Here is a 19,563-nt window from a genome sequence, read left to right on the forward strand (position 1 = left end):
ATTGATTGAATATGGCTAAGGTTCTTGTACTTTATTATTCCGCTTATGGTCACATGGAACAGATGGCTAAAGCTGCTGCCGAAGGTGCGCGCGAAGCCGGTGCTCAGGTCGACATCAAGCGCGTTGCGGAACTGGTGCCTGCCGAAGTTGCCAAGGCTTCCGGCTTTAAACTGGATCAGGAAGCAGAAATTGCTACTCCTGCTGATCTGGAAAACTACGATGCAATCATCGTTGGTGTTTCTTCGCGTTTCGGCATCATGTCGTCGCAGCTGAAAAACTTCTTCGACCAGACCGGCGGTCTGTGGGCTAAAGGCGCTTTGCTGAACAAAGTTGGTTCAGTCATGGCTTCTTCCGCAACCCAGCATGGTGGTCAGGAATTGGCTTTGATCTCCACCCAGTGGCAGCTTCAGCACCACGGTATGATTATCGTGCCGCTATCCTATGCTTTCCAGGGTCAGCTCGGTAATGATGTTGTTCGCGGTGGTGCGCCTTACGGTATGACAACCACTGCTGATGGCGACGGCTCCCGTCAGCCGTCCGAGGTTGAACTCGAAGGTGCCCGTTTTCAGGGCAAGCGCGTTGCAGAGATCGCGACTAAAATTCACGGCTAAACTTCTGCAAAAAGTGCTGTGTGTACTAATTTGTGATCTAAGAAAAGCGGCTTCGGCCGCTTTTTTTGTGCGCCGCGGCAGAGGGCAATTTAGATGCCGAGAGCCAGCAATAGGGTAGCAGAGTGCCTCTTGAGGGGAATGCACAGGGATGAGCGACAGATTCGCCGCAGGCCGATTTTCTGGCTGTTGCGGTGCAAAAATATAAAGCCTGTGGTTGCGTCAGGACGAAAATGCCGGATTTCAGGGCTTATTTCTGTGTTTAACCCTGTTTTTTAAGGCTTCAAAGTGAAAACTTAGCTTGGTTCGTCTGTTTCTTTGAATAAACTTCGCCAATCCGGCTGAGTCGTAACCAGCGGAAAAAAACGAAAGGAATTACCTCATGAACAAAAATGAACTGGTTGCTGCCGTTGCAGAAAAGTCAGGTCTCACCAAGACTGATGCCGCTTCTGCCGTTGACGCTGTGCTTGAATCTGTCACCGGTACATTGAAAGAAGGCGGCGAAGTTCGTCTGCCAGGTTTTGGTATTTTCTCAGTATCACATCGTGCAGCTTCTACTGGCCGTAACCCATCGACCGGTAAAGAAGTTGAAATTGCTGCCCGTAACGTGCCAAAATTCTCGGCTGGTAAAGGCCTGAAAGACGCTGTTAACAGCTAGGACATAATTCCTTAAACTTGGAGAAGTTTAAGGTAAAACTATGCCCTAACTTTAAAGTGTTAGAGCGAGTTTTGTGTGCCAAGTCTGGCACACGGCGCTCTAGTCAGCTTTTTATCGGAGCAGGGGTGTTGATCATTCCTGCTGATCCGGTCTCTGCGTCAGAGAGCAACCATGCTGATAAAGGCGGTGGATTTGCTGAAGGCGTATGAAATAACAAAGCCGCAAAGACAATTTGTCTCTGCGGCTTTTATTTTAAAGATACGGCACAGCGCGGTTGCGTGTCGTGAATTATTTATTGGATCTGTTCGGGCCGTTGCCGGTGCCGACATCGACAGTAATATCACCGCTGATTTTTACACGCGTATTGCCAATGTTAAAGCTGCCGTCCGGATTGGTCGAGGGGGCAGTGTTTTCCGGCTCAGCCTGTAGCGGCGTGACAATCGGCTTGGCAGGTTTGACGCCCGGCAAGGAATGTTCCGGCGCTGATTGCTCTGTTTGTGGCGTGTTTGTGAAATCTGTTTGTCCTGCAAAAACCGGCGCGGCAAAGCTCACAGCAATGCCGGAAAGAATGACTGAAAAAACTGCTTTGCGGATCATAATTATAATGTCTTTCACTCTATAACAGGCCGGGATGGTTATGATGCATATCTTGTTCGAAACTCGTTTTACAGTGTTCGGACATGTTCTGATGCAATGCCGGTGTTCATCCTTAGCGGTGAATCATGACATAATGTGGTTCGTTTGAAACGAACGTCAGGCCCAATACCTGAAGCGCGCTTGAGATATTGCTATAAAAATTCATAACAATTTCGTGAGTAATAGCATCCGGTTAACGGCCGATAATATAAGGTGTAAAAACCGGTTTTTTAGTCTAAACTCCTGACAAAACCGTGAAGCATGGTAGTTTTTATGGTGAGCGGAGAAGAATTTGTTGTTTCTTGACATAATCTTGATCCGAAAACGAATAAAAACACGCTATTCTGACTGCCAATTCACGCGTTGAGTATGTGTAGAGCCTGAAACACGTGTGATAAAACAGGCTGATATAAAACGGTAATCCCATTACCGCACAATGCTGATGACCATAGCGTGACCAAGCATGAGTTGACAATTTTCAGCTTAACGTACAGTTATCGCACCCTATTTAGTGTTAACGTATGTCCAGCCATGCCGATTGGACATTCTTCGTTCCGTATCCATTCTGCGGCAGGAGTGCCACATAAGATGATTAAGCGTTTCATCATCGCGATTATATTGCTCGTTGTGATCTGTGGAGGGTTGATTGGTTTCAACATGTTCCGCGCACAGGCGATCAAGGATTTCTTCGCTAATATGAAACAGCCTTCCCAAGCTGTTTCGACCATGGACGTTAAGCCGGGCCAGTGGCTGCCTGGTATTGAAGCGATTGGTTCTGCCCGTGCCGAAGACGGTGTTAATCTGACATTCCAGGTTGACGGTATCGTCAAGGAAATCTTGTTCAAACCAAACCAGCAGGTCAAAAAAGGCGATTTGCTGGTGCAGCTGGATGATGAAATTCAGAAAGCTGATCTGGCTGCGACCAAAGCTGAAGCTGAACTCAGCGAACAGAATTATAAGCGTGCGCAAACTCTGCGTACACAAGGCGTCGGTGCTGTATCTAATGTAGATACAACAGCTGCTGCTCTGTCTTCTGCCAAGGCAAATGTTGCCAAAGCACAGGCAACACTTGATCTGAAGCGTTTGATTGCACCTTTCTCCGGTGTGATTGGTATTTCCCGCGTTGATATTGGTCAGTTTATGGCTCCGGGCACCGTTGTAGCGACATTGCAGAATGTTGACACAATGCGCGTGGATTTCAGTGTTCCTGAACAGGAACTGAAAAACCTGTCCATGGGTCAGGAAGTCAAGATCGGTGCCTCAGCTGCTGATTATGCTTTCTCTGGTAAAATTATCGGTATTGATCCGAAGATCGACCCGGCAAGCCGTCTGGTAACAGTGCAGGCACAGGTTGATAATTCTGAAAAATCACTGGTACCGGGACAGTTTGTACAGGTTCGTGTGGTGCTGCCGCAGGAAAACAATGTTGTTGTTCTGCCGCTGACCACTGTTGTGACCAGTCTCTATGGTGACTTTGTTTTCACTGTTGTGAAAAAAGACGCCGAGAAAACTGACGCTGCTAAAGCTGCAGATGCACCAAAAGCAGACACAGCTGAAAAAGCTGACAATCTGATCCTGCATCAGGTGTTTGTGAAGCTTGGCCGTCGTACCGGTAACAATGTTGAAATTCTGAGCGGTGTTAAGGAAGGCGACATTGTTGTGACTTCCGGCCAGAACCGACTGAGCAACGGGATGAGCGCGCATATTGACAATACGGTCAATCCTGCTGATGCCCAGAATAAAAAATAAGGTCGAGAGATGAGCTTTTCTGATAGTTTTATACGCAGGCCGGTTCTTTCGATTGTTGTTGCGCTGATGATTATCCTGCTTGGTTTACAGGGCATTTTCAATCTGTCAGTGCGGCAGTATCCGGAAGTGGACGAAACGGTAATTACCGTTACGACCTCCTATGCCGGTGCGAGCGCGGAGCTCATTCAGGGCTTCATCACGGCGCCTATTGCGAAAGCAGTGGCGACGACAGAAGATGTTGACTATGTGACTTCAAAAAGTAGTCAGTCGGTCAGTATCGTGACAGTACAGATGAAGCTCGGGGCAAATCCTGATGCGGCTCTGACAGAGGTTATCTCCAAGGTTAATCAGGTGCGCGGCGATCTGCCGAGTGAAGCTGAGGATCCGGTGATTTCCAAGGGTACCGGTCAGTCTTTTGCGACCATGTATCTGGCTGTACAGAATCCGAATATGTCCAATGAGCAGATCACTGAATATATTGACCGCGTGATCCGTCCGCGCATGTCCACCATTGAAGGTGTGGCTGATGCGCAGATCCTCGGTGGTCAGGAATATTCGATGCGCGTCTGGGTGGATCCTATCCGCATGGCCGCACGTAATGTGACTGCGTCTGAAGTTTTGGCTGCGATTAAAGCATCCAACTTCCTGTCAGCACCTGGTAAGACAAAGAACGAATATTTCGCAACCTCGATTACGCTGCGTTCCACGCTGCAGACACCTGAGGCTTTTGCGGAAATGCCGATCCGTGCAGATGGTTCTGACATCATCCGCATGCGCGATGTTGCCAGTGTTGAACTGGCTGCTAAAAGCACAGATACGGTTGTGACCTTTAACGGTTCCAGCGGTACCTTTATCGGTGTATTCCCGACTCCTTCGGCTAACCCGATTGACATGGCAACTGCCGTGAACAAGGAACTGCCGAGCATTCAGGAAAGCCTGCCGCAGGGCATGAACATCATTCTCGTTTATGATGCGACTGAGCAGATTTCTTCTTCGATTGTTGAGGTTTTCAAAACAATTGCTGAAGCGATGCTCATTGTTGTCGTCGTGATCCTGTTGTTCCTTGGTTCGTTCCGCTCGGTTCTGATCCCGATTGTTACCATTCCGATCTCGCTGATTGGCGTGTGTTTCTTCCTGTTCATTCTCGGTTTCTCGATCAACCTGCTGTCATTGCTAGCAATGGTTCTCGCCATTGGTTTGGTTGTGGATGATGCGATCGTGGTGCTTGAGAATATTCACCGGCACATTGAAGAAGGTTTGACACCTATTCATGCTTCCTTTGTGGGCATGAAGGAAATTACCTCTTCCATCGTGGCGATGACGATTACGCTGGCTGCGGTGTTTGCACCGCTCGGCTTTACCGGTGGTCTGACCGGTTCGCTGTTCCGTGAATTTGCGTTCACACTGGCTGGTGCGGTTATTATTTCGGGTGTTGCAGCGTTGACCATCTCTCCGATGATGTGTTCGCGTATGTTGAAACACGGTGAAGCCAGCCGTTTTGCAAAATTCGTAGATCGTTTGTTCTCGCGTTTTGAAAATGGTTATGAACGCTGGGTTTCCGGTTCGCTCAACTATCGTCCGATCACACTGTTAGTGGTTGTTTCGCTCGTGGGCGTTATGGGCTTCCTGTTCGTGAATACCTCGTCGGAACTGGCGCCTGAAGAAGATTCCGGTGCACTGTTCTCGATGTTCCAAGGGCCTGAATATGCCACAACCGACTATACCAAGCTCTATGCAGACCAGATTGATGAACTGACCAAAGATCTGCCTGAACTGAAAGCCCGTTTTAACATTGTCGGCTTCGGCAATGCGACAAATGAAGGTATTGCTCTTTGGGCTCTGAAAGACTGGGGACAGCGTGACCGTTCGCAGAAACAGATTCAGGAAGAACTGACGAAGCGTATTAAAGATGTAACCGGTGTACAGGCTTTCATCTTTGCTCCGCCGTCTCTGCCGGGTACCGGTGGTGGTCTGCCAATTTCGGTTGCCATTCAGTCGACCGGTTCTTCGGATCAGGTTTTTGAAATCTCTGAGGAAATCAAAAGTCAGGCGCAGACTTCGGGACAATTCATCATTGTTCAGAACTCCCTGTCGTTTAATGCTCCGCAGACAACCATTGAAGTTGACCGTGAACGCGCATCTGCAATGGGCGTGACTGTCAGCGAAATCGGTGCAACCCTCGGTCTGATGACCGGTGGTGGTAAGGTTGCGCAGTTTGATCGTGATAATAACAGCTATGATATTATCATGCAGGTTCCGGACGAATACCGTCGTAATCCGTCGAAGCTCGGTGAATTCTACGTTCGCAGTGCTTCGGGTGAAATGGTGCCGTTGTCTGCTGTGGTTAAAATTACCAACAACGCATCGCCGACAGCAATTGAGCAGTTTAACCAGTTGAACTCCTCAACCATTACAGCGCTGCCAATGCCGGGCGTTACAACCGGTGATGGTCTGAAAACGATCATTGATATTGCCAATGCCAAGTTGCCGGAAGGTTTCTTCCTTGATTATTCGGGTCAGTCCCGTCTGGAAATCGAGCAGGGTAATACAATTCTGATCGCCTTCTCGCTGGCTGTTATCGTGATTTATCTGGTGCTGGCTGCACAGTTCGAAAGCTTCCGCGATCCGTTCATCATTATGATGACTGTTCCGCTGTCGATTTTCGGTGCGATTGTGCCGCTGAATCTCGGTCTTGGTACGCTGAATATCTATACGCAGGTTGGTCTGATTACCCTTGTGGGGCTGATAACCAAGCATGGTATTCTGATGGTGGAATTCGCCAATCAGCAGCGCCATGAGCACGGATTAAGCCGTCACGATGCGATTATCGCTTCGGCTAAAACCCGTCTGCGTCCGATCCTGATGACCACTGCAGCTATGGCGCTTGGTGTTGTACCATTGATGATGGCAACCGGTGCCGGTGCAGCAGCCCGCTACTCCATGGGTCTGGTGATCTTCACCGGTCTGATGGTTGGTACGGTGTTCACCCTGTTCGTGGTGCCGATGTTCTATACTTATATTTCCGCTAAAACTGTCAAACCACTGGTTTCAGTGCCGACAGAAGAGGAAATTAAAGCAGAAGCACAGGCTGCTCATCATTGATGTGACAGAGAATAATAATGAAAAAGGCCGGTCTCAATGACCGGCCTTTTTTTGTTTGGCTTATACCAAAACCCTGTGAGTATGACTCATGGGGTTTTGGTTAAGCCCGAGTCGCGATTGAACTTCTTCAAGGCGTGATGCGTTAGCATCTTAGCGTCTTGGTATTATATGCATCGGTTCACATTTTCACGAAAATTATTATTCTTGTGTTTATGTGCTCTGGTATTATGTAGTCATTGCTATATATATGATGAATGACAAAATTATCCGTACTCGATTTGGCGCCGATCACACTAGGCAGCACCGCAGCGCAAGCCATGCAGAATACTGTAGAGCTTGCACAACACGCAGAAAAACTCGGCTTTCACCGCTATTGGCTGGCCGAGCATCATAATATGCCGGGTATTGCCAGCGCTGCTACAGCAGTGCTGATCGGCCATGTTGCCGGTGCCACCAAGACCATTCGGGTCGGGGCGGGTGGTATTATGCTGCCAAACCATTCGCCATTGGTTATTGCTGAGCAATTTGGCACATTGGCGTCGCTCTATCCGAACCGGATTGATTTAGGTTTAGGTCGCGCACCGGGCACCGATCAGGTGACATCCTATGCGTTGCGCCGCAATTCGAGTTCTGACGCGCAATCCTTCCCGCAGGATGTGGTGGAACTGCTTGGTTATTTCGGGGAGCCGACAACAGAGCAACGTGTACGCGCTTATCCGGGTTCCGGTCTGAATGTTCCTGTATGGATTCTCGGCTCCAGCCTGTTCGGTGCGCAATTGGCTGCGATGCTTGGTATGCCTTATGCTTTTGCCTCACATTTTGCTCCGGGCGATCTGGATGATGCGATTGCGCTTTACCGCCATCGTTTTGAGCCGTCACAATATCTCGACAAACCTTATGTGATGGCTGGTTTTAATGTCTTTGCCGCCGATACGGATGATGAAGCCAGATTATTGTTCACTTCGGTTCAACAGGCTTTTGTGAATTTACGTACCGGTAATGCAGGGCAGTTGCCACCTCCGATACAGGATTATGAAGAGAATCTTGATCCGCGTTTTGTGCCATCGATCAAGGCTGCACTAGCCTGTTCAGCAGTCGGCAACAAACAAACGATACGCCGGCAGATTGACGCCTTTGTTGAGCGTACCGGTGTTGATGAATTGATGATTACAGCGCAGATTTTCGACCATAAGGCACGTTTACATTCGTTTGAATTGCTGGCAGAGGCAATGGGACTGCAACCGGAAGGGTAACATGGTAGGTTTAGGCATACGCACCAGAGAAACCGGCGCAACAGCCACACTGCAAGGGCAGGAAAAGCCGGTTATCCGCTCATTGACAGGTGGCGAACTGACACTGGAAAACACCGTGTCCGGTGTCGGTTTCAATGCGATTGATCTGCTCTATGCGTCTCTGACTGCCTGTCTGGTAATGAGCGCCCGTATTGCTGCGCGAAAGCTCGGTTTGATTGAGCGCATCAGTGCTTATGAGGTTCAGGTCAGCGGTGAGAAGACTGAGCAAGAGCCTTATCGTATTACCCGATTTGATGTGCAGTTTCGGATCACGGGTGACTTGTCTGAAACTGAGACACATGAACTGGCAGAAATGGCGGAAGCAATGTGTACGGTGAGCAATACGCTTAAAGCCAATGCCGATGTGACTATTAGCACATAAATAAAAAGCCTGCTGTGAGATACACAGCAGGCTTTTTTTGTTTTCACGTCCAAGTCAGTCTCAGCTATTCAGCTTGAACCAGTCTGCCAGTGATTTGCGGCTGTTTCCGTCACGTCCGGTAAAGCTCTCTGCTGCGCACATGGAGTTGAGAATAGCTTCCTGTGTGGATTCAGTAGCCGCTCGGAACAGCTGATCAATCTTGTCTTCGTTCAGTGCCTGCATGGCCACCAGATCGGGTTTTTGATCGTGGTCAATGGTTACGCCTGTCGTGAAGCCGATAACAATATCGCCGCTGCCATGCCCCCAGAATGCACCAAGGCGTGCAATACCTGCGCCGCAGCGACGAATGACGCGCTGAAGCTGACGGTGTTCCAGCGGAATGTCTGTCGCCATAATCATCATAATCGAGCCTTTTTCAGGCTGGTCTGGAAAATCCGGTGTCGGATGACGACCATCCGGCAGCGTCAGATCACCCTTGCGGCCAAAATTGGACAAGACCAGTGTGCCAAGGTGATAGTCTTTGCCATCAAGCTTAATTCGGCGGGAGGAGGTGCCGATGCCGCCTTTAAAACCAAAGCAAGTCATGCCGGTGCCTGCGCCGACATTGCCCTGTGCGACAGCGCCGGAGGTTGCAGCATCAAGTGCTGCATAAGTATGGTCTTCAGTCACAGCCATAGCCTGAATATCGTTCAGCGGGCCGTCATTGCATTCACCGACCACCGCATTAACGGTTGATGTGGTGCGGCCGATATCGCTGTTGGCAGCAACTGCACGTTTGATCAGCGCATTGACACAGGTACCGACACTGAGCGTATTGGTGAGCAGAATTGGTGTTTCCAGCGAGCCGAGTTCATTGACCTGTACGAGGCCAGCGCTCTTACCGAAGCCGTTAATGGATTCGGAAGCAGCCAGAACTTTTTGACGAAACATATTGCCGTCATGGGGTAAAATCGCTGTGACGCCGGTATTTACATTGCCTTCACGAATTGTGATGTGGCCGACTTTCACGCCCGGAACATCGGTAATCGCATTATGGGTGCCGGTCGGCATGATACCGCAAACAATACCAAAATCGCGTGCTGAAGCTGACATAGGATACTCCTGTTAAAGCATTTCCAGCAAAAGTGCGAAGCGGTTTTGCGTTGGATAATGCGTGAAAACAAAGATTTAGAGAGGTTGAAAATCCATCTTTCATACAACGGCTCTAAATCCGTAGAGGCATGCGGTACGAAATAAATAGCAGATAAAGAATGACAGCCCGACCGGATTCCGGTGGGCTGTCAGTGCATTATCATCAGGCATTAAAAAGAAACGGCAATATCACTTCTGCGGCAAAAATGCCGTTTCAGTGTGGTGCTAATGCCCGACATATGATCATAGCCAAGGAAATTAAACAGCTTGTTCCGGGGGAGGCCCAAAAGAACAAACCGTTTGTGGGGCGCTTGCGATCATAACGGTATCCGGCCAGTTTTTCTAAATTATGGCCGGATAAATTTCAGTATTTGAAGGCTTAAGCTGAAAGTTTTTTGAAACGCAGTTTTTAACGAAAAACCGGTTCCACTTTTTTAAACTGCTTTAGCAACTTCGATATATTTCACCTGCAGGCTGCGGGTAATCGGACCTGGCTTGCCATCAGCAATCACTGTACCTGCAATCTTCACAACCGGCGTTACGAAACCGGAAGCACTGGTCTGGAACGCTTCTTTTGCTTTGAAGGCTTCTTCAAGGGTAAAGCGGCGATCTTCAATCTTCAGATTCTGCTCTTCTGCAATTTTCAGCATGGCAATGCGTGTGCAACCTGGCAGAATTGCATTGGAGTTCGGGCGCACGATCAGTGTGCCGTCTTCAGTGATGATGAATGCGCTGGAGGAGGCACCTTCAGTAATATAGCCGTCTTCCTGCATCCATGCGTCCTGACAACCATGAGCGGTTGCTTCCTGCTTGGCAAGTACCTGTGCGAGCAACATCACTGTCTTAATGTCGCGGCGCTGCCAGCGGATGTCTTCAACCACGTGAATGGCAATGCCATTTTTCTGAGATGCTGATGAAGTCAGGTTTTTTACCTGCGTATAAGCAACCAGAGTTGGTGTCAGATCTTTGCTGTAAACGAAATCACGGTCAGCGGCACCACGGGTGATCTGCATATAGACCACACCTTCAGTGATGTTGTTGCGCTTGATCAGCTCGTTCTGCATGGCGATGATGTCTTCGTTGCTCATCGGCGCCGGTACATCAATCATTTTCAGAGAGCGGCTGAGGCGTGCCATGTGAGCGTCATTATCAACGAGCTTGCCATCGATAACTGCACTGACTTCATAAATGCCATCGCCAAAAACGAATCCGCGGTCGAATACCGAGATTTTGGCTTCTTCTTCAGGGACATAGGCACCGTTTACATATACAATTCGGCTCACAACGCATTCCTTAGCGTTAGAATTTACAGGAATCTGATGTGGTTGAAGCTATGTAAAAATAGCTCTGAGAGCCAATGCTTAGTTTTCTGAATGTTATGCAAGTTTTGCATACTTGAACAGATGGCTCAAACAACCGTTTCTATTCAGGTACTATTTCAAACGACAGAATTTTATATATGAGATTTTTATATCTCTTCATGTTTCCCTCTCTCGAACCACTATGCGCTTTTGCACCATAATTCCGCCTGATTTCGGTTGGTCCCGCCTTTAGTGGTTCTGCCGGAAGCAGTCGTCGCAGTTGTGACGATTGAACTTCAGGAGTTCGGATAATGGATATCATCATGATTACCGCAGGCGCCGGATTTATCGGCCTGTCTTATTTTTACACCCTTGTTTGCGACCGGTTGTGAGGGCGCATCATGTGGTTTGATTATGTTCTCGGCGGCTCGGTTGCCGCATTGCTCAGCCTCTATCTGCTTTACGCACTGGCACGACCTGAGCGCTTCTAACCCCATATAGTCATGAAAGCGGAAAGTATTTTCCAATGACATTCAACGGATTATTGCAGATTGCGATCCTGTTCGGGCTCACAATTCTGCTGGTGAAACCGGTAGGCGGCTATCTGACCCGCGTGTTTACCGGTGAACGGACCTTCCTCTCGCCGGTAATCGCGCCGGTTGAACGCGGTCTCTACAGACTGGCCGGAACCCATGAAAAAGAAGAGCAGCACTCGACGGTTTATACAGCATCATTGCTGATGTTCAGCATTGCCGGTTTTGTCGTGCTGTATCTGTTGCAGCGCTTTCAGGGCGTATTGCCTTATAACCCTGCCGGTATGCAGGCGGTGGAGCCGACTTCTGCCTTTAATACGGCAATCAGCTTCATGACCAATACCAACTGGCAGGGTTATGCCGGTGAAAGCACCATGAGCTATTTCACCCAGATGGTTGGTATTACGGTACAGAACTTTGTTTCCGCAGCAGTAGGTATCGCCGGTGCTATGGCAATTACCCGTGGTTTTGCCCGTTCCTCAAGCAATACAATCGGGAACTTCTGGGTCGATCTGACCCGTGCCACGCTCTATGTGCTGTTACCAATCTGCATTATCGGCACGCTTGTACTGGTCTGGCAGGGTGTGCCGCAAAATCTCAATGATTACACGCTTGCAACCACCCTTGAAGGTGCGCGGCAGACTATTGCACAAGGCCCTGTTGCCTCGCAGATGATTATCAAACATCTGGGTACCAATGGCGGCGGTTTCTTCAATGCTAACTCTGCGCACCCGTTTGAGAACCCGACTGCTCTGACCAATCTTATCCATCTGTTGTCGATCTTCGTGATCTCAACTGCCATGACCAATGTGTTTGGCCGGATGGTCGGCAATCAGCGTCAGGGCTGGGTGCTGTTTGCGGTCTTTGGTGTGCTGGTCGTACTGGGAACCTCGGTTCTCTATTGGGCAGAAGCCAGCGGCAATCCACTGATGCAGGTGCTTGGCGTTGTTGGCGGCAATATGGAAGGCAAGGAAGCACGCTTCGGCATTGCATTGTCTGCTTTGTTCTCCGAAGTGACGACGGCTGCTTCTACGGGCGCGGTTAATAATATGCATGACAGTCTGATGCCGCTTGGCGGACTGGTGCCACTTTTCAATATGCAAATCCCTAATCTCGGCGGTATTGGTGCGGGTATCTACGGCATGTTGCTGTTCTTCATTCTGGCGATCTTCATTGCCGGTCTGATGGTTGGCCGCACACCGGAATATCTGGGCAAGAAAATTGAGGCCAAAGAGGTCAAGATGAGCCTGCTGGCTACGCTTGGACCATCGCTTGCCATTCTCGGTTTTGCTGCATTGGCTGTGGTTCTGCCGCAGGGATTGTCGAGCATTCAGGATGCGGGGCCGCATGGTTTCAGCGAGGTACTCTACGCTTATTCCTCCGGTGCGAATAATAACGGCAGTGCCTTTGCCGGTCTCAATGCCAATACACCTTTCTACAATCTAACCATCGGTTTTGCTATGCTGATGGGGCGCTTTCTGCTGATTGTGCCGGTGCTGGCGATTGCCGGTTCACTGGCCGCCAAGAAAACAGTGCCTGCCTCCGCCGGTACTCTGCCGACAACTGGCCCGCTATTTGTTGGACTGGTCTTTGGCGTGACGATGATTGTTGGTGGTCTGACTTTCTTTCCGGCTTTGGCGCTGGGACCGGTTGTCGAGCATTTCGCAATGCTCTCCGGTCAGCTGTTTTAAAGGTGCATGATGGCTAAAAGTTCTTTTTTGATGAAGCAATTATTTCGTTCTAATCCGCGAGAGGGGAAGAAGGAAGATTGCCCGAAGCTCACCAGCATTATGCTGATCCTTGTTCTGGCAATGCTGGCAGGTGTCTTCCTCGTGAAGGCGCTGACCGGAGTTTAAGTTAAAACATTAACTTATCATTCTATTTCCATGAAAATTCTATGCAGTTTTGTAACTGATCTGCATAAATTCAGACGGAGGGCTCTGATGAGCCAGTCAAAATCTTCAAGCATTCTTGATGCTAAAATTCTGCTGCCTGCAATAGGCGGTGCGTTTCGCAAGCTCGACCCGCGAAGCCTTGCTAAAAATCCGGTGATGTTTGTCGTGGCCGTTGTTACATTGCTGACGACTGTGCTGTTTATCAAAGATATCGCAAGCGGCGGCTCTGATCTGGGCTTCTCGTTCCAGATCATTTTGTGGCTGTGGTTTACGTTGCTGTTTGCCAATTTTGCCGAAGCGGTGGCTGAAGGACGTGGTAAAGCGCAGGCGGAATCTCTGCGCCGCACCCGTACTGAAACCGAAGCAAAATTGCTTAGCGGTGACAGCAAGACCAAATATACGGTTGTTGCGGGTAACAGCCTTAAAGTCGGTGATGTGGTGCTGGTGGAAGCCGGAGACATCATCCCTTCCGACGGTGAGGTGGTTGAAGGTGTGGCCTCGGTCAATGAGGCGGCGATCACTGGTGAATCCGCGCCGGTTATCCGTGAATCCGGTGGTGACCGTTCGGCGGTTACTGGTGGCACGCAAGTACTATCTGACTGGATACGTGTGCGCATTACCGCTGCTGCCGGATCGACCTTTATTGACCGGATGATCTCGCTGGTGGAAGGCGCAGAACGCCAGAAAACACCAAATGAGATTGCTCTGAATATTCTGCTCGCCGGTATGACGCTGATTTTCGTGTTGGCCGTGGTGACCATTCCGAGCTTTGCCACTTATGCAGGCGGTTCCGTGCCGGTGATTGTGCTGGTGGCTTTATTCGTCACACTGATCCCGACCACGATCGGCGCTTTGCTCTCAGCCATTGGTATTGCCGGTATGGATCGCCTGGTGCGGTTTAATGTGCTGGCAATGTCCGGCCGTGCGGTGGAAGCTGCCGGTGACGTGGATACGCTGCTGCTCGATAAAACCGGTACGATTACGCTCGGCAACCGTCAGGCAACAGAGTTTCGTGCGATCACAGGTGTTAGTGAACAGCAACTGGCTGATGCATCACAGCTTGCATCACTAGCTGATGAGACACCGGAAGGTCGCTCTATCGTTGTGCTGGCCAAAGAGAAATACGGTATCCGCGCCCGTGATATGGCAAGTTTGCACGCCGTATTCGTACCCTTTACAGCGCAAAGCCGGATGAGCGGCGTCGATGTGGATGGTAGTATCATCCGCAAAGGCGCAGTGGATGCGGTGCTGAAATATGTCGAGGTCGAAGGTGGTAAAGCCTCAACACCAGCCCAAATACAGGAAATCCAGTCGATTGCCGCGCAGATCGCCAAGGCTGGAGGTACGCCGCTGGCGGTTGTGAAAGACGGACAGCTGATGGGTGTCGTCTCGCTGAAGGATATTGTCAAAGGCGGTATTCGTGAGCGTTTTGCCGAGCTTCGCCGCATGGGCATCCGCACGGTGATGATTACCGGTGATAATCCGATGACGGCGGCTGCCATTGCCGCAGAAGCGGGCGTGGATGACTTTCTTGCGCAGGCCACACCGGAGAACAAACTGTCGCTGATCCGCGAAGAGCAGGCCAAAGGCAAGTTGGTGGCTATGTGCGGTGACGGTACCAATGATGCGCCGGCACTGGCACAGGCTGATGTGGGCGTGGCGATGAATACCGGTACGGTGGCAGCGCGTGAAGCGGGGAATATGGTCGATCTCGATAGTGATCCGACCAAACTGATCGAGATTGTTGAAATCGGCAAGCAATTGCTGATGACGCGCGGTGCGCTGACTACCTTCTCGATTGCCAATGATATTGCCAAATATTTCGCAATTATTCCGGCAATGTTCCTCGCTTTTTACCCGCAGCTCGGTGTGCTGAATATTATGGGGCTGCATAGTCCGCAGAGTGCCATTCTCTCGGCCATCATCTTCAATGCGCTGATTATCGTGGCGCTAATTCCGTTATCACTGCGCGGGGTTAAATATCAGGCGGTTGGTGCGGGTGCACTGCTGAGCCGTAATCTGATGATCTACGGTCTTGGCGGGATTATCGTGCCGTTCGTAGCAATCAAACTGATTGATATGGTGATTACCGCTCTGGCTCTGGTGTAAGGAAGAAACTCATGTTGAAACAATTACGTCCTGCCGTGGTGATGATTGTCGGACTGACTGTTATTACCGGACTTGCTTATCCCTTGGCTATGACCAGTGTGGCGCAGACCCTGTTTCCGTCACAGGCCAATGGTAGCCTGATTATCAAGGATAATAAGGTCATCGGTTCTGCTCTGATCGGGCAACAATTCACCTCTGATCGTTATTTTCACGGTCGCCCGAGTGCTGCGGGGGAAGGTTACAATGCTACATCCTCCGGCGGTTCCAATCTGGCACCAACCAGTGCTGCCTTACTGGAGCGCGTGAAGACAGATGTGGCAAAGCTGCAGGCAGAGAATCCAAATCAGCTGGTGCCGGTTGATCTGGTGACAGCATCCGGCAGCGGGCTTGATCCGCATCTGACACTTGAAGCGGCTTTGTTCCAGATACCACGCATAGCAAAAGCGCGTGGTCTGGATGAGGCCAGACTAACAGCGCTGGTGGAAAGTCAGATACAAGAGCGTTTACTGGGTGTGCTTGGTGAGCCGGTGGTGAATGTACTTGCGCTTAATCTCGCACTGGATCAGGTTAAATAAGACAGAACATGCAGAGTCCGGATCATAATTGATGAATGATGACAGTCAGCTGAAGGAAAGTATGCGCAACGGGGACAACAGGCCGTCACCCGATGCGCTGCTCGCCAAAGCCGAGCAGGAAACACGCGGCCGCCTCAAGATTTTTCTCGGGGCGGCTCCGGGCGTTGGTAAAACCTATGAAATGCTGATGTCTGGTCGGGCCCTGCTTGCCGACGGTGTCGATGTGGTGATCGGGGTGGTGGAAACCCACGGAAGGCAAGAAACACAGGCGCTGACAGAAGGCTATGAGATTATTCCACGGGCGCAGGTCGATTATAAAGGCCATGTGCTGGAGGAGATGGATCTCGATGCAGTGCTGGAACGGAAGCCGCAGCTGGTGCTGGTGGATGAGCTGGCGCATACCAACGCACCAGGCAGTCGCCACCCCAAGCGCTATCTTGATGTTGAGGAGCTGCTGGCACGAGGCATTGATGTCTATACCACATTGAATATCCAGCACGCGGAAAGCCTCAATGATGTGGTGGCGCAGATCACCCGTATTCGGGTGCGTGAAACTGTGCCCGATAGTATTATTGATCGTGCTGATGATATTGAGATTGTTGATATAACACCGCAAGATCTGATTAAACGCCTGAAAGAGGGTAAGGTCTATCTGCCCAAGACGGCAAAACGCGCCACACAGAATTACTTCTCTGCCGGTAATCTCACGGCTTTGCGCGAGCTTGCTTTGCGGCGCACTGCGCAGCGCGTGGACGATCAGCTCCTTAGTCATATGCAGGCCAATGCCATTTCTGGACCTTGGTCGGCCGGTGAGCGCGTGCTGGTTTGTATTGATGAGCAACCGCATGGTGCAGCGCTGATCCGCTATGCCCGCAGACAGGCCGACCGGCTGCGTACGCCATGGACAGCGCTCTATGTGGAGACATCTCGCGCGGCAACCCTCTCAGAAGAAGAGAAAGACCGTATTGCTGCGACGTCACGACTGGCAGAGCAGCTTGGTGCTGAGATTGTTACGCTGACCGGTCACGATGTGGCGCAGGATATTATCAATTATGCCTTGGCACATAATTTCAGTCATATTGTTATTGGTAAGCCGAATAAACCGCGTCTTCGTGAGATTTTTGAAGGCTCCGTCTCTCATGACCTGATCCGTAAGGCTGGTAATCTTAGTATTCATATTATTTCCGGTAGCCAGCAAGATGCAGCGCCGGTGCGGCAGGTTGCGACAGCAGAGGACAAAGCATTTTCACTGCGGCCTTACCTGATGAGCCTGATCTATATTGTGATTGCGCTGGTTGCGGGGACATTGCTCGACCATGTACTGGATGTGCGTAATATTGCGCTGGTGTTTTTGATGGCGGTGCTGGCGACCGCCGTTGCCTCTGGGTTGCGACCTGCTTTATTTGCGTCACTGGTCAGTGCCTTCGCATTCAATTTCTTTTTCCTGCCGCCGCTTTATACCTTGCATATTGCAGGGCCGGAGAGCGTGATTGCGCTGGCGTTTTTCATTTGTGTGGCGCTGGTCGCCAGCAATCTGACTGCGCGCGTACAGCGGCAGGCAATGGCCGCACGTAACCGTGCAAGAACGACAGAAGGACTGTATCAGTTCAGTAAAAAACTGGCGGGTGCAGGAACACTGGAAGATGTGCTATGGGCTACCGTCTATCAGATTGCCGCAATGCTCAAAGTGCGGGTTGTGGTGTTATTGCCGGATGACGGATTGGCCAATACGACGATTTCCGTGCGGGCAGGCTATCCGCCGGATGATACATTGGCGGATGCAGATATTGCGGCTGCCCGCTGGGCATGGGAACACGACCATGCGGCAGGACGTGGTGCGGATACGCTTCCGGGTGCAAAGCGGCTTTATTTACCGCTTCGCACGGGCGGTAATACGATTGGTGTTGTCGGGCTTGATGATGATCGCCAAGGACCTATCCTCACGCCGGAACAGCAGCGATTGTTTGATGCCTTGGCAGAGCAGGCCGCATTAGCGATTGCACGTATTCAGTTGGTGGATGATCTGGATCGGGCACAGCTTGCAGTTGAGGCGGATCGCTTGCGCTCGGCTCTTCTCACCTCAATTTCGCATGATTTGAAAACGCCACTGGCCGCTATTCTGGGTGCAGCCGATACGCTTAAAACCTATTCCGGTTCATTGCCGGATGAAGACCGTGCAGAATTGCTAACCACAGTGGTTGATGAATCCGAGCGGCTCAATCGTTTTATCGCCAATCTGCTGGATATGACACGGATTGAATCAGGTGCGATGCAACCGAATAAATCGCTGCATTATCTGGGTGATATTGTCGGTAGCGCTTTAAAACGTGCAGCAAAAATTCTGCAACATCATCGTGTTGAAACAGATATTGCTGCTGATCTGCCAATGCTGAAACTTGATCCGGTTTTGTTTGAGCAAGTGTTGTTCAACTTGCTGGATAATGCTGCAAAATATGCGCCGGAAGGCAGTCTGGTGCAGATTATAGGGCAGGTGGAGCAGGACGATATTGTGCTACGCATCAGTGATGAAGGTGCGGGCATACCTTTAGGTGATGAAAAGCGAATTTTTGACAGTTTCTATCGTGTGCGTAAAGCCGATCAGGTGCGTGCCGGCACGGGACTGGGGCTGGCAATCTGCAAAGGTTTTACAGAGGCACTGGGCGGTACTATTACTGCTGCCAATCGTAGCGATCATTCAGGCCGTAGCGGTGCGGTTTTTACCATCAGATTGCCGCTTAGAGCGCCGTGCGCCCTTTTGGGCGCACAAAGGTCGCTCTAACACTTTATATTTACAGCATAATTTTACCTTAAACTGATTCAAGTTTAAGGTAAAATTATGCTGTAGCAGTTGTGCTGAAATAATGAGCGGAACAGAAGAGGGACTATCCTCCCAATGACACAGAATATTGTTAAAATCCTTGTGGTGGATGATGAACCGCCGATCCGTAAACTTTTGCGTGTAGGGCTGGGAACAGAGGGGTTTTCGATTCTCGAAGCGCCCTCAGCCACAATTGCCAGAGAAATTATGCGTGATGACCGGCCGGATTTAGTGCTGCTCGATCTTGGCCTGCCGGATATGTCCGGTCATGATCTGCTAACACTTTGGCGCTCGGAACTCGTTGATCTACCGGTGATTATTCTCTCAAGTCGGACTGATGAAGCCGGAATTGTCAAAGCTTTGGAGCTTGGTGCTGATGATTATGTGACCAAGCCGTTTGGCATGAAAGAGCTGGCAGCGCGAATCCGTGTGGCATTACGCCATAAATTGCAGGAGCAGGGTGAAAAGCCGGTCTTTCAGACAGGTGAACTGTCGGTAGATTTAGTGAAGCGGATTGTACGGCTCAAAGGGCAGGAGATTAAGCTCTCACCTAAGGAATATGATATTCTACGCATCATGGTGCAACATGCGGGCAAAGTGCTGACGCATAGTTTTATTCTCAATCAAATCTGGGGTGGTATGAGCGATGTGCAATATCTGCGTGTCTATGTACGCCAGTTGCGCCAAAAGCTCGAAGATTCGCCGGATCAGCCATTCTATATTCTGACAGAAACCGGTGTTGGTTACAGACTACGAGAGCCTGATAGCTGAGAG

16 protein-coding genes are annotated in these 19,563 nt (G+C 50.4%); 13 read left to right on the plus strand and 3 right to left on the minus strand.

Translation table 11 applies throughout. The features are described from left to right. Positions 1-11: 11 nt before the first annotated feature. Positions 12-611: an NAD(P)H:quinone oxidoreductase type IV gene (gene wrbA / locus QUF18_RS12345; protein WP_289387420.1), complete on the plus strand. Its 600-nt coding sequence runs from the start codon at positions 12-14 to the stop codon at positions 609-611. Between the two features lie 379 nt (positions 612-990). Beyond that, positions 991-1,266 carry an HU family DNA-binding protein gene (locus QUF18_RS12350; protein ID WP_113945615.1) on the plus strand — a complete coding sequence of 92 codons (276 nt, stop codon included), beginning with the start codon at positions 991-993 and terminating at the stop codon, positions 1,264-1,266. A gap of 288 nt (positions 1,267-1,554) precedes the next feature. Here the strand turns inward: QUF18_RS12350 and QUF18_RS12355 are convergent, their stop codons facing one another. Then, positions 1,555-1,863 carry a hypothetical protein gene (locus QUF18_RS12355; RefSeq protein WP_289387424.1) on the minus strand — a complete coding sequence of 103 codons (309 nt, stop codon included), beginning with the start codon at positions 1,861-1,863 and terminating at the stop codon, positions 1,555-1,557. 627 nt (positions 1,864-2,490) lie between these two features. On the opposite strand from QUF18_RS12355, the gene QUF18_RS12360 reads away from it, so the two are divergent. The 4 genes from QUF18_RS12360 (at position 2,491) to QUF18_RS12375 (ending at position 8,427) form a co-directional block, all read left to right on the plus strand. Then, positions 2,491-3,651 carry an efflux RND transporter periplasmic adaptor subunit gene (locus tag QUF18_RS12360; protein WP_289387425.1) on the plus strand — a complete coding sequence of 387 codons (1,161 nt, stop codon included), beginning with the start codon at positions 2,491-2,493 and terminating at the stop codon, positions 3,649-3,651. Between the two features lie 9 nt (positions 3,652-3,660). Beyond that, on the plus strand, positions 3,661-6,753 hold the full coding sequence (locus QUF18_RS12365) for an efflux RND transporter permease subunit (RefSeq protein ID WP_289387427.1): 3,093 nt from the start codon (positions 3,661-3,663) through the stop codon (positions 6,751-6,753). A gap of 254 nt (positions 6,754-7,007) precedes the next feature. Continuing rightward, positions 7,008-8,006, plus strand: coding sequence for an LLM class flavin-dependent oxidoreductase (locus QUF18_RS12370; protein ID WP_289387429.1), 999 nt, complete (start codon positions 7,008-7,010; stop codon positions 8,004-8,006). 1 nt (position 8,007) lies between these two features. Beyond that, complete coding sequence (locus QUF18_RS12375) at positions 8,008-8,427, plus strand: OsmC family protein (RefSeq protein ID WP_289387431.1); 420 nt, start codon at positions 8,008-8,010, stop codon at positions 8,425-8,427. Between the two features lie 60 nt (positions 8,428-8,487). Here the strand turns inward: QUF18_RS12375 and QUF18_RS12380 are convergent, their stop codons facing one another. Both QUF18_RS12380 and QUF18_RS12385 read right to left on the minus strand, forming a co-directional pair. Beyond that, a complete protein-coding gene (locus QUF18_RS12380; RefSeq protein WP_289387433.1) occupies positions 8,488-9,519 on the minus strand; it encodes a DmpA family aminopeptidase in 1,032 nt (343 codons plus the stop codon). Between the two features lie 473 nt (positions 9,520-9,992). After that, on the minus strand, positions 9,993-10,841 hold the full coding sequence (locus QUF18_RS12385) for a D-amino-acid transaminase (RefSeq protein WP_289387434.1): 849 nt from the start codon (positions 10,839-10,841) through the stop codon (positions 9,993-9,995). Positions 10,842-11,260: 419 nt separating this feature from the next. Here QUF18_RS12385 and QUF18_RS12390 point away from each other — a divergent pair, with 419 nt between their 5' ends. The 7 genes from QUF18_RS12390 (at position 11,261) to QUF18_RS12420 (ending at position 19,560) form a co-directional block, all read left to right on the plus strand. Further along, on the plus strand, positions 11,261-11,350 hold the full coding sequence (locus QUF18_RS12390; protein ID WP_022711895.1) for a potassium-transporting ATPase subunit F: 90 nt from the start codon (positions 11,261-11,263) through the stop codon (positions 11,348-11,350). 35 nt (positions 11,351-11,385) lie between these two features. Beyond that, positions 11,386-13,083, plus strand: a complete 1,698-nt coding sequence (gene kdpA, locus QUF18_RS12395) for a potassium-transporting ATPase subunit KdpA (protein ID WP_289387435.1) — start codon at positions 11,386-11,388, stop codon at positions 13,081-13,083. Between the two features lie 30 nt (positions 13,084-13,113). Continuing rightward, positions 13,114-13,248 (plus strand): hypothetical protein, encoded by a 135-nt coding sequence (locus QUF18_RS12400; protein ID WP_289387437.1) that lies wholly within the window; start codon positions 13,114-13,116, stop codon positions 13,246-13,248. An 87-nt stretch (positions 13,249-13,335) separates the two neighbouring features. Then, a complete protein-coding gene (gene kdpB / locus QUF18_RS12405) occupies positions 13,336-15,396 on the plus strand; it encodes a potassium-transporting ATPase subunit KdpB (RefSeq protein ID WP_289387439.1) in 2,061 nt (686 codons plus the stop codon). Between the two features lie 11 nt (positions 15,397-15,407). Then, positions 15,408-15,971 (plus strand): potassium-transporting ATPase subunit KdpC, encoded by a 564-nt coding sequence (kdpC, locus tag QUF18_RS12410; protein WP_289387441.1) that lies wholly within the window; start codon positions 15,408-15,410, stop codon positions 15,969-15,971. A gap of 31 nt (positions 15,972-16,002) precedes the next feature. Continuing rightward, positions 16,003-18,750 carry a DUF4118 domain-containing protein gene (locus QUF18_RS12415; protein WP_289387442.1) on the plus strand — a complete coding sequence of 916 codons (2,748 nt, stop codon included), beginning with the start codon at positions 16,003-16,005 and terminating at the stop codon, positions 18,748-18,750. A 114-nt stretch (positions 18,751-18,864) separates the two neighbouring features. After that, on the plus strand, positions 18,865-19,560 hold the full coding sequence (locus QUF18_RS12420; RefSeq protein WP_289387443.1) for a response regulator transcription factor: 696 nt from the start codon (positions 18,865-18,867) through the stop codon (positions 19,558-19,560). Positions 19,561-19,563: the final 3 nt, after the last annotated feature.

This window comes from Pseudochrobactrum kiredjianiae, from assembly GCF_030362795.1.
GTDB classification, from domain to species: Bacteria; Pseudomonadota; Alphaproteobacteria; order Rhizobiales; family Rhizobiaceae; genus Pseudochrobactrum; species Pseudochrobactrum kiredjianiae.

Bases quoted from the DNA above. Each gene is read 5' to 3' on its own strand.
- wrbA (WP_289387420.1), top strand. From the start codon at position 12: ATGGCTAAGGTTCTTGTACTTTATTATTCCGCTTATGGTCACATGGAA.
- QUF18_RS12350 (WP_113945615.1), top strand. From the start codon at position 991: ATGAACAAAAATGAACTGGTTGCTGCCGTTGCAGAAAAGTCAGGTCTC.
- QUF18_RS12355 (WP_289387424.1), bottom strand. From the start codon at position 1,863: ATGATCCGCAAAGCAGTTTTTTCAGTCATTCTTTCCGGCATTGCTGTG.
- QUF18_RS12360 (WP_289387425.1), top strand. From the start codon at position 2,491: ATGATTAAGCGTTTCATCATCGCGATTATATTGCTCGTTGTGATCTGT.
- QUF18_RS12365 (WP_289387427.1), top strand. From the start codon at position 3,661: ATGAGCTTTTCTGATAGTTTTATACGCAGGCCGGTTCTTTCGATTGTT.
- QUF18_RS12370 (WP_289387429.1), top strand. From the start codon at position 7,008: ATGACAAAATTATCCGTACTCGATTTGGCGCCGATCACACTAGGCAGC.
- QUF18_RS12375 (WP_289387431.1), top strand. From the start codon at position 8,008: ATGGTAGGTTTAGGCATACGCACCAGAGAAACCGGCGCAACAGCCACA.
- QUF18_RS12380 (WP_289387433.1), bottom strand. From the start codon at position 9,519: ATGTCAGCTTCAGCACGCGATTTTGGTATTGTTTGCGGTATCATGCCG.
- QUF18_RS12390 (WP_022711895.1), top strand. From the start codon at position 11,261: ATGTGGTTTGATTATGTTCTCGGCGGCTCGGTTGCCGCATTGCTCAGC.
- kdpA (WP_289387435.1), top strand. From the start codon at position 11,386: ATGACATTCAACGGATTATTGCAGATTGCGATCCTGTTCGGGCTCACA.
- QUF18_RS12400 (WP_289387437.1), top strand. From the start codon at position 13,114: ATGAAGCAATTATTTCGTTCTAATCCGCGAGAGGGGAAGAAGGAAGAT.
- kdpB (WP_289387439.1), top strand. From the start codon at position 13,336: ATGAGCCAGTCAAAATCTTCAAGCATTCTTGATGCTAAAATTCTGCTG.
- kdpC (WP_289387441.1), top strand. From the start codon at position 15,408: ATGTTGAAACAATTACGTCCTGCCGTGGTGATGATTGTCGGACTGACT.
- QUF18_RS12415 (WP_289387442.1), top strand. From the start codon at position 16,003: ATGAATGATGACAGTCAGCTGAAGGAAAGTATGCGCAACGGGGACAAC.
- QUF18_RS12420 (WP_289387443.1), top strand. From the start codon at position 18,865: ATGACACAGAATATTGTTAAAATCCTTGTGGTGGATGATGAACCGCCG.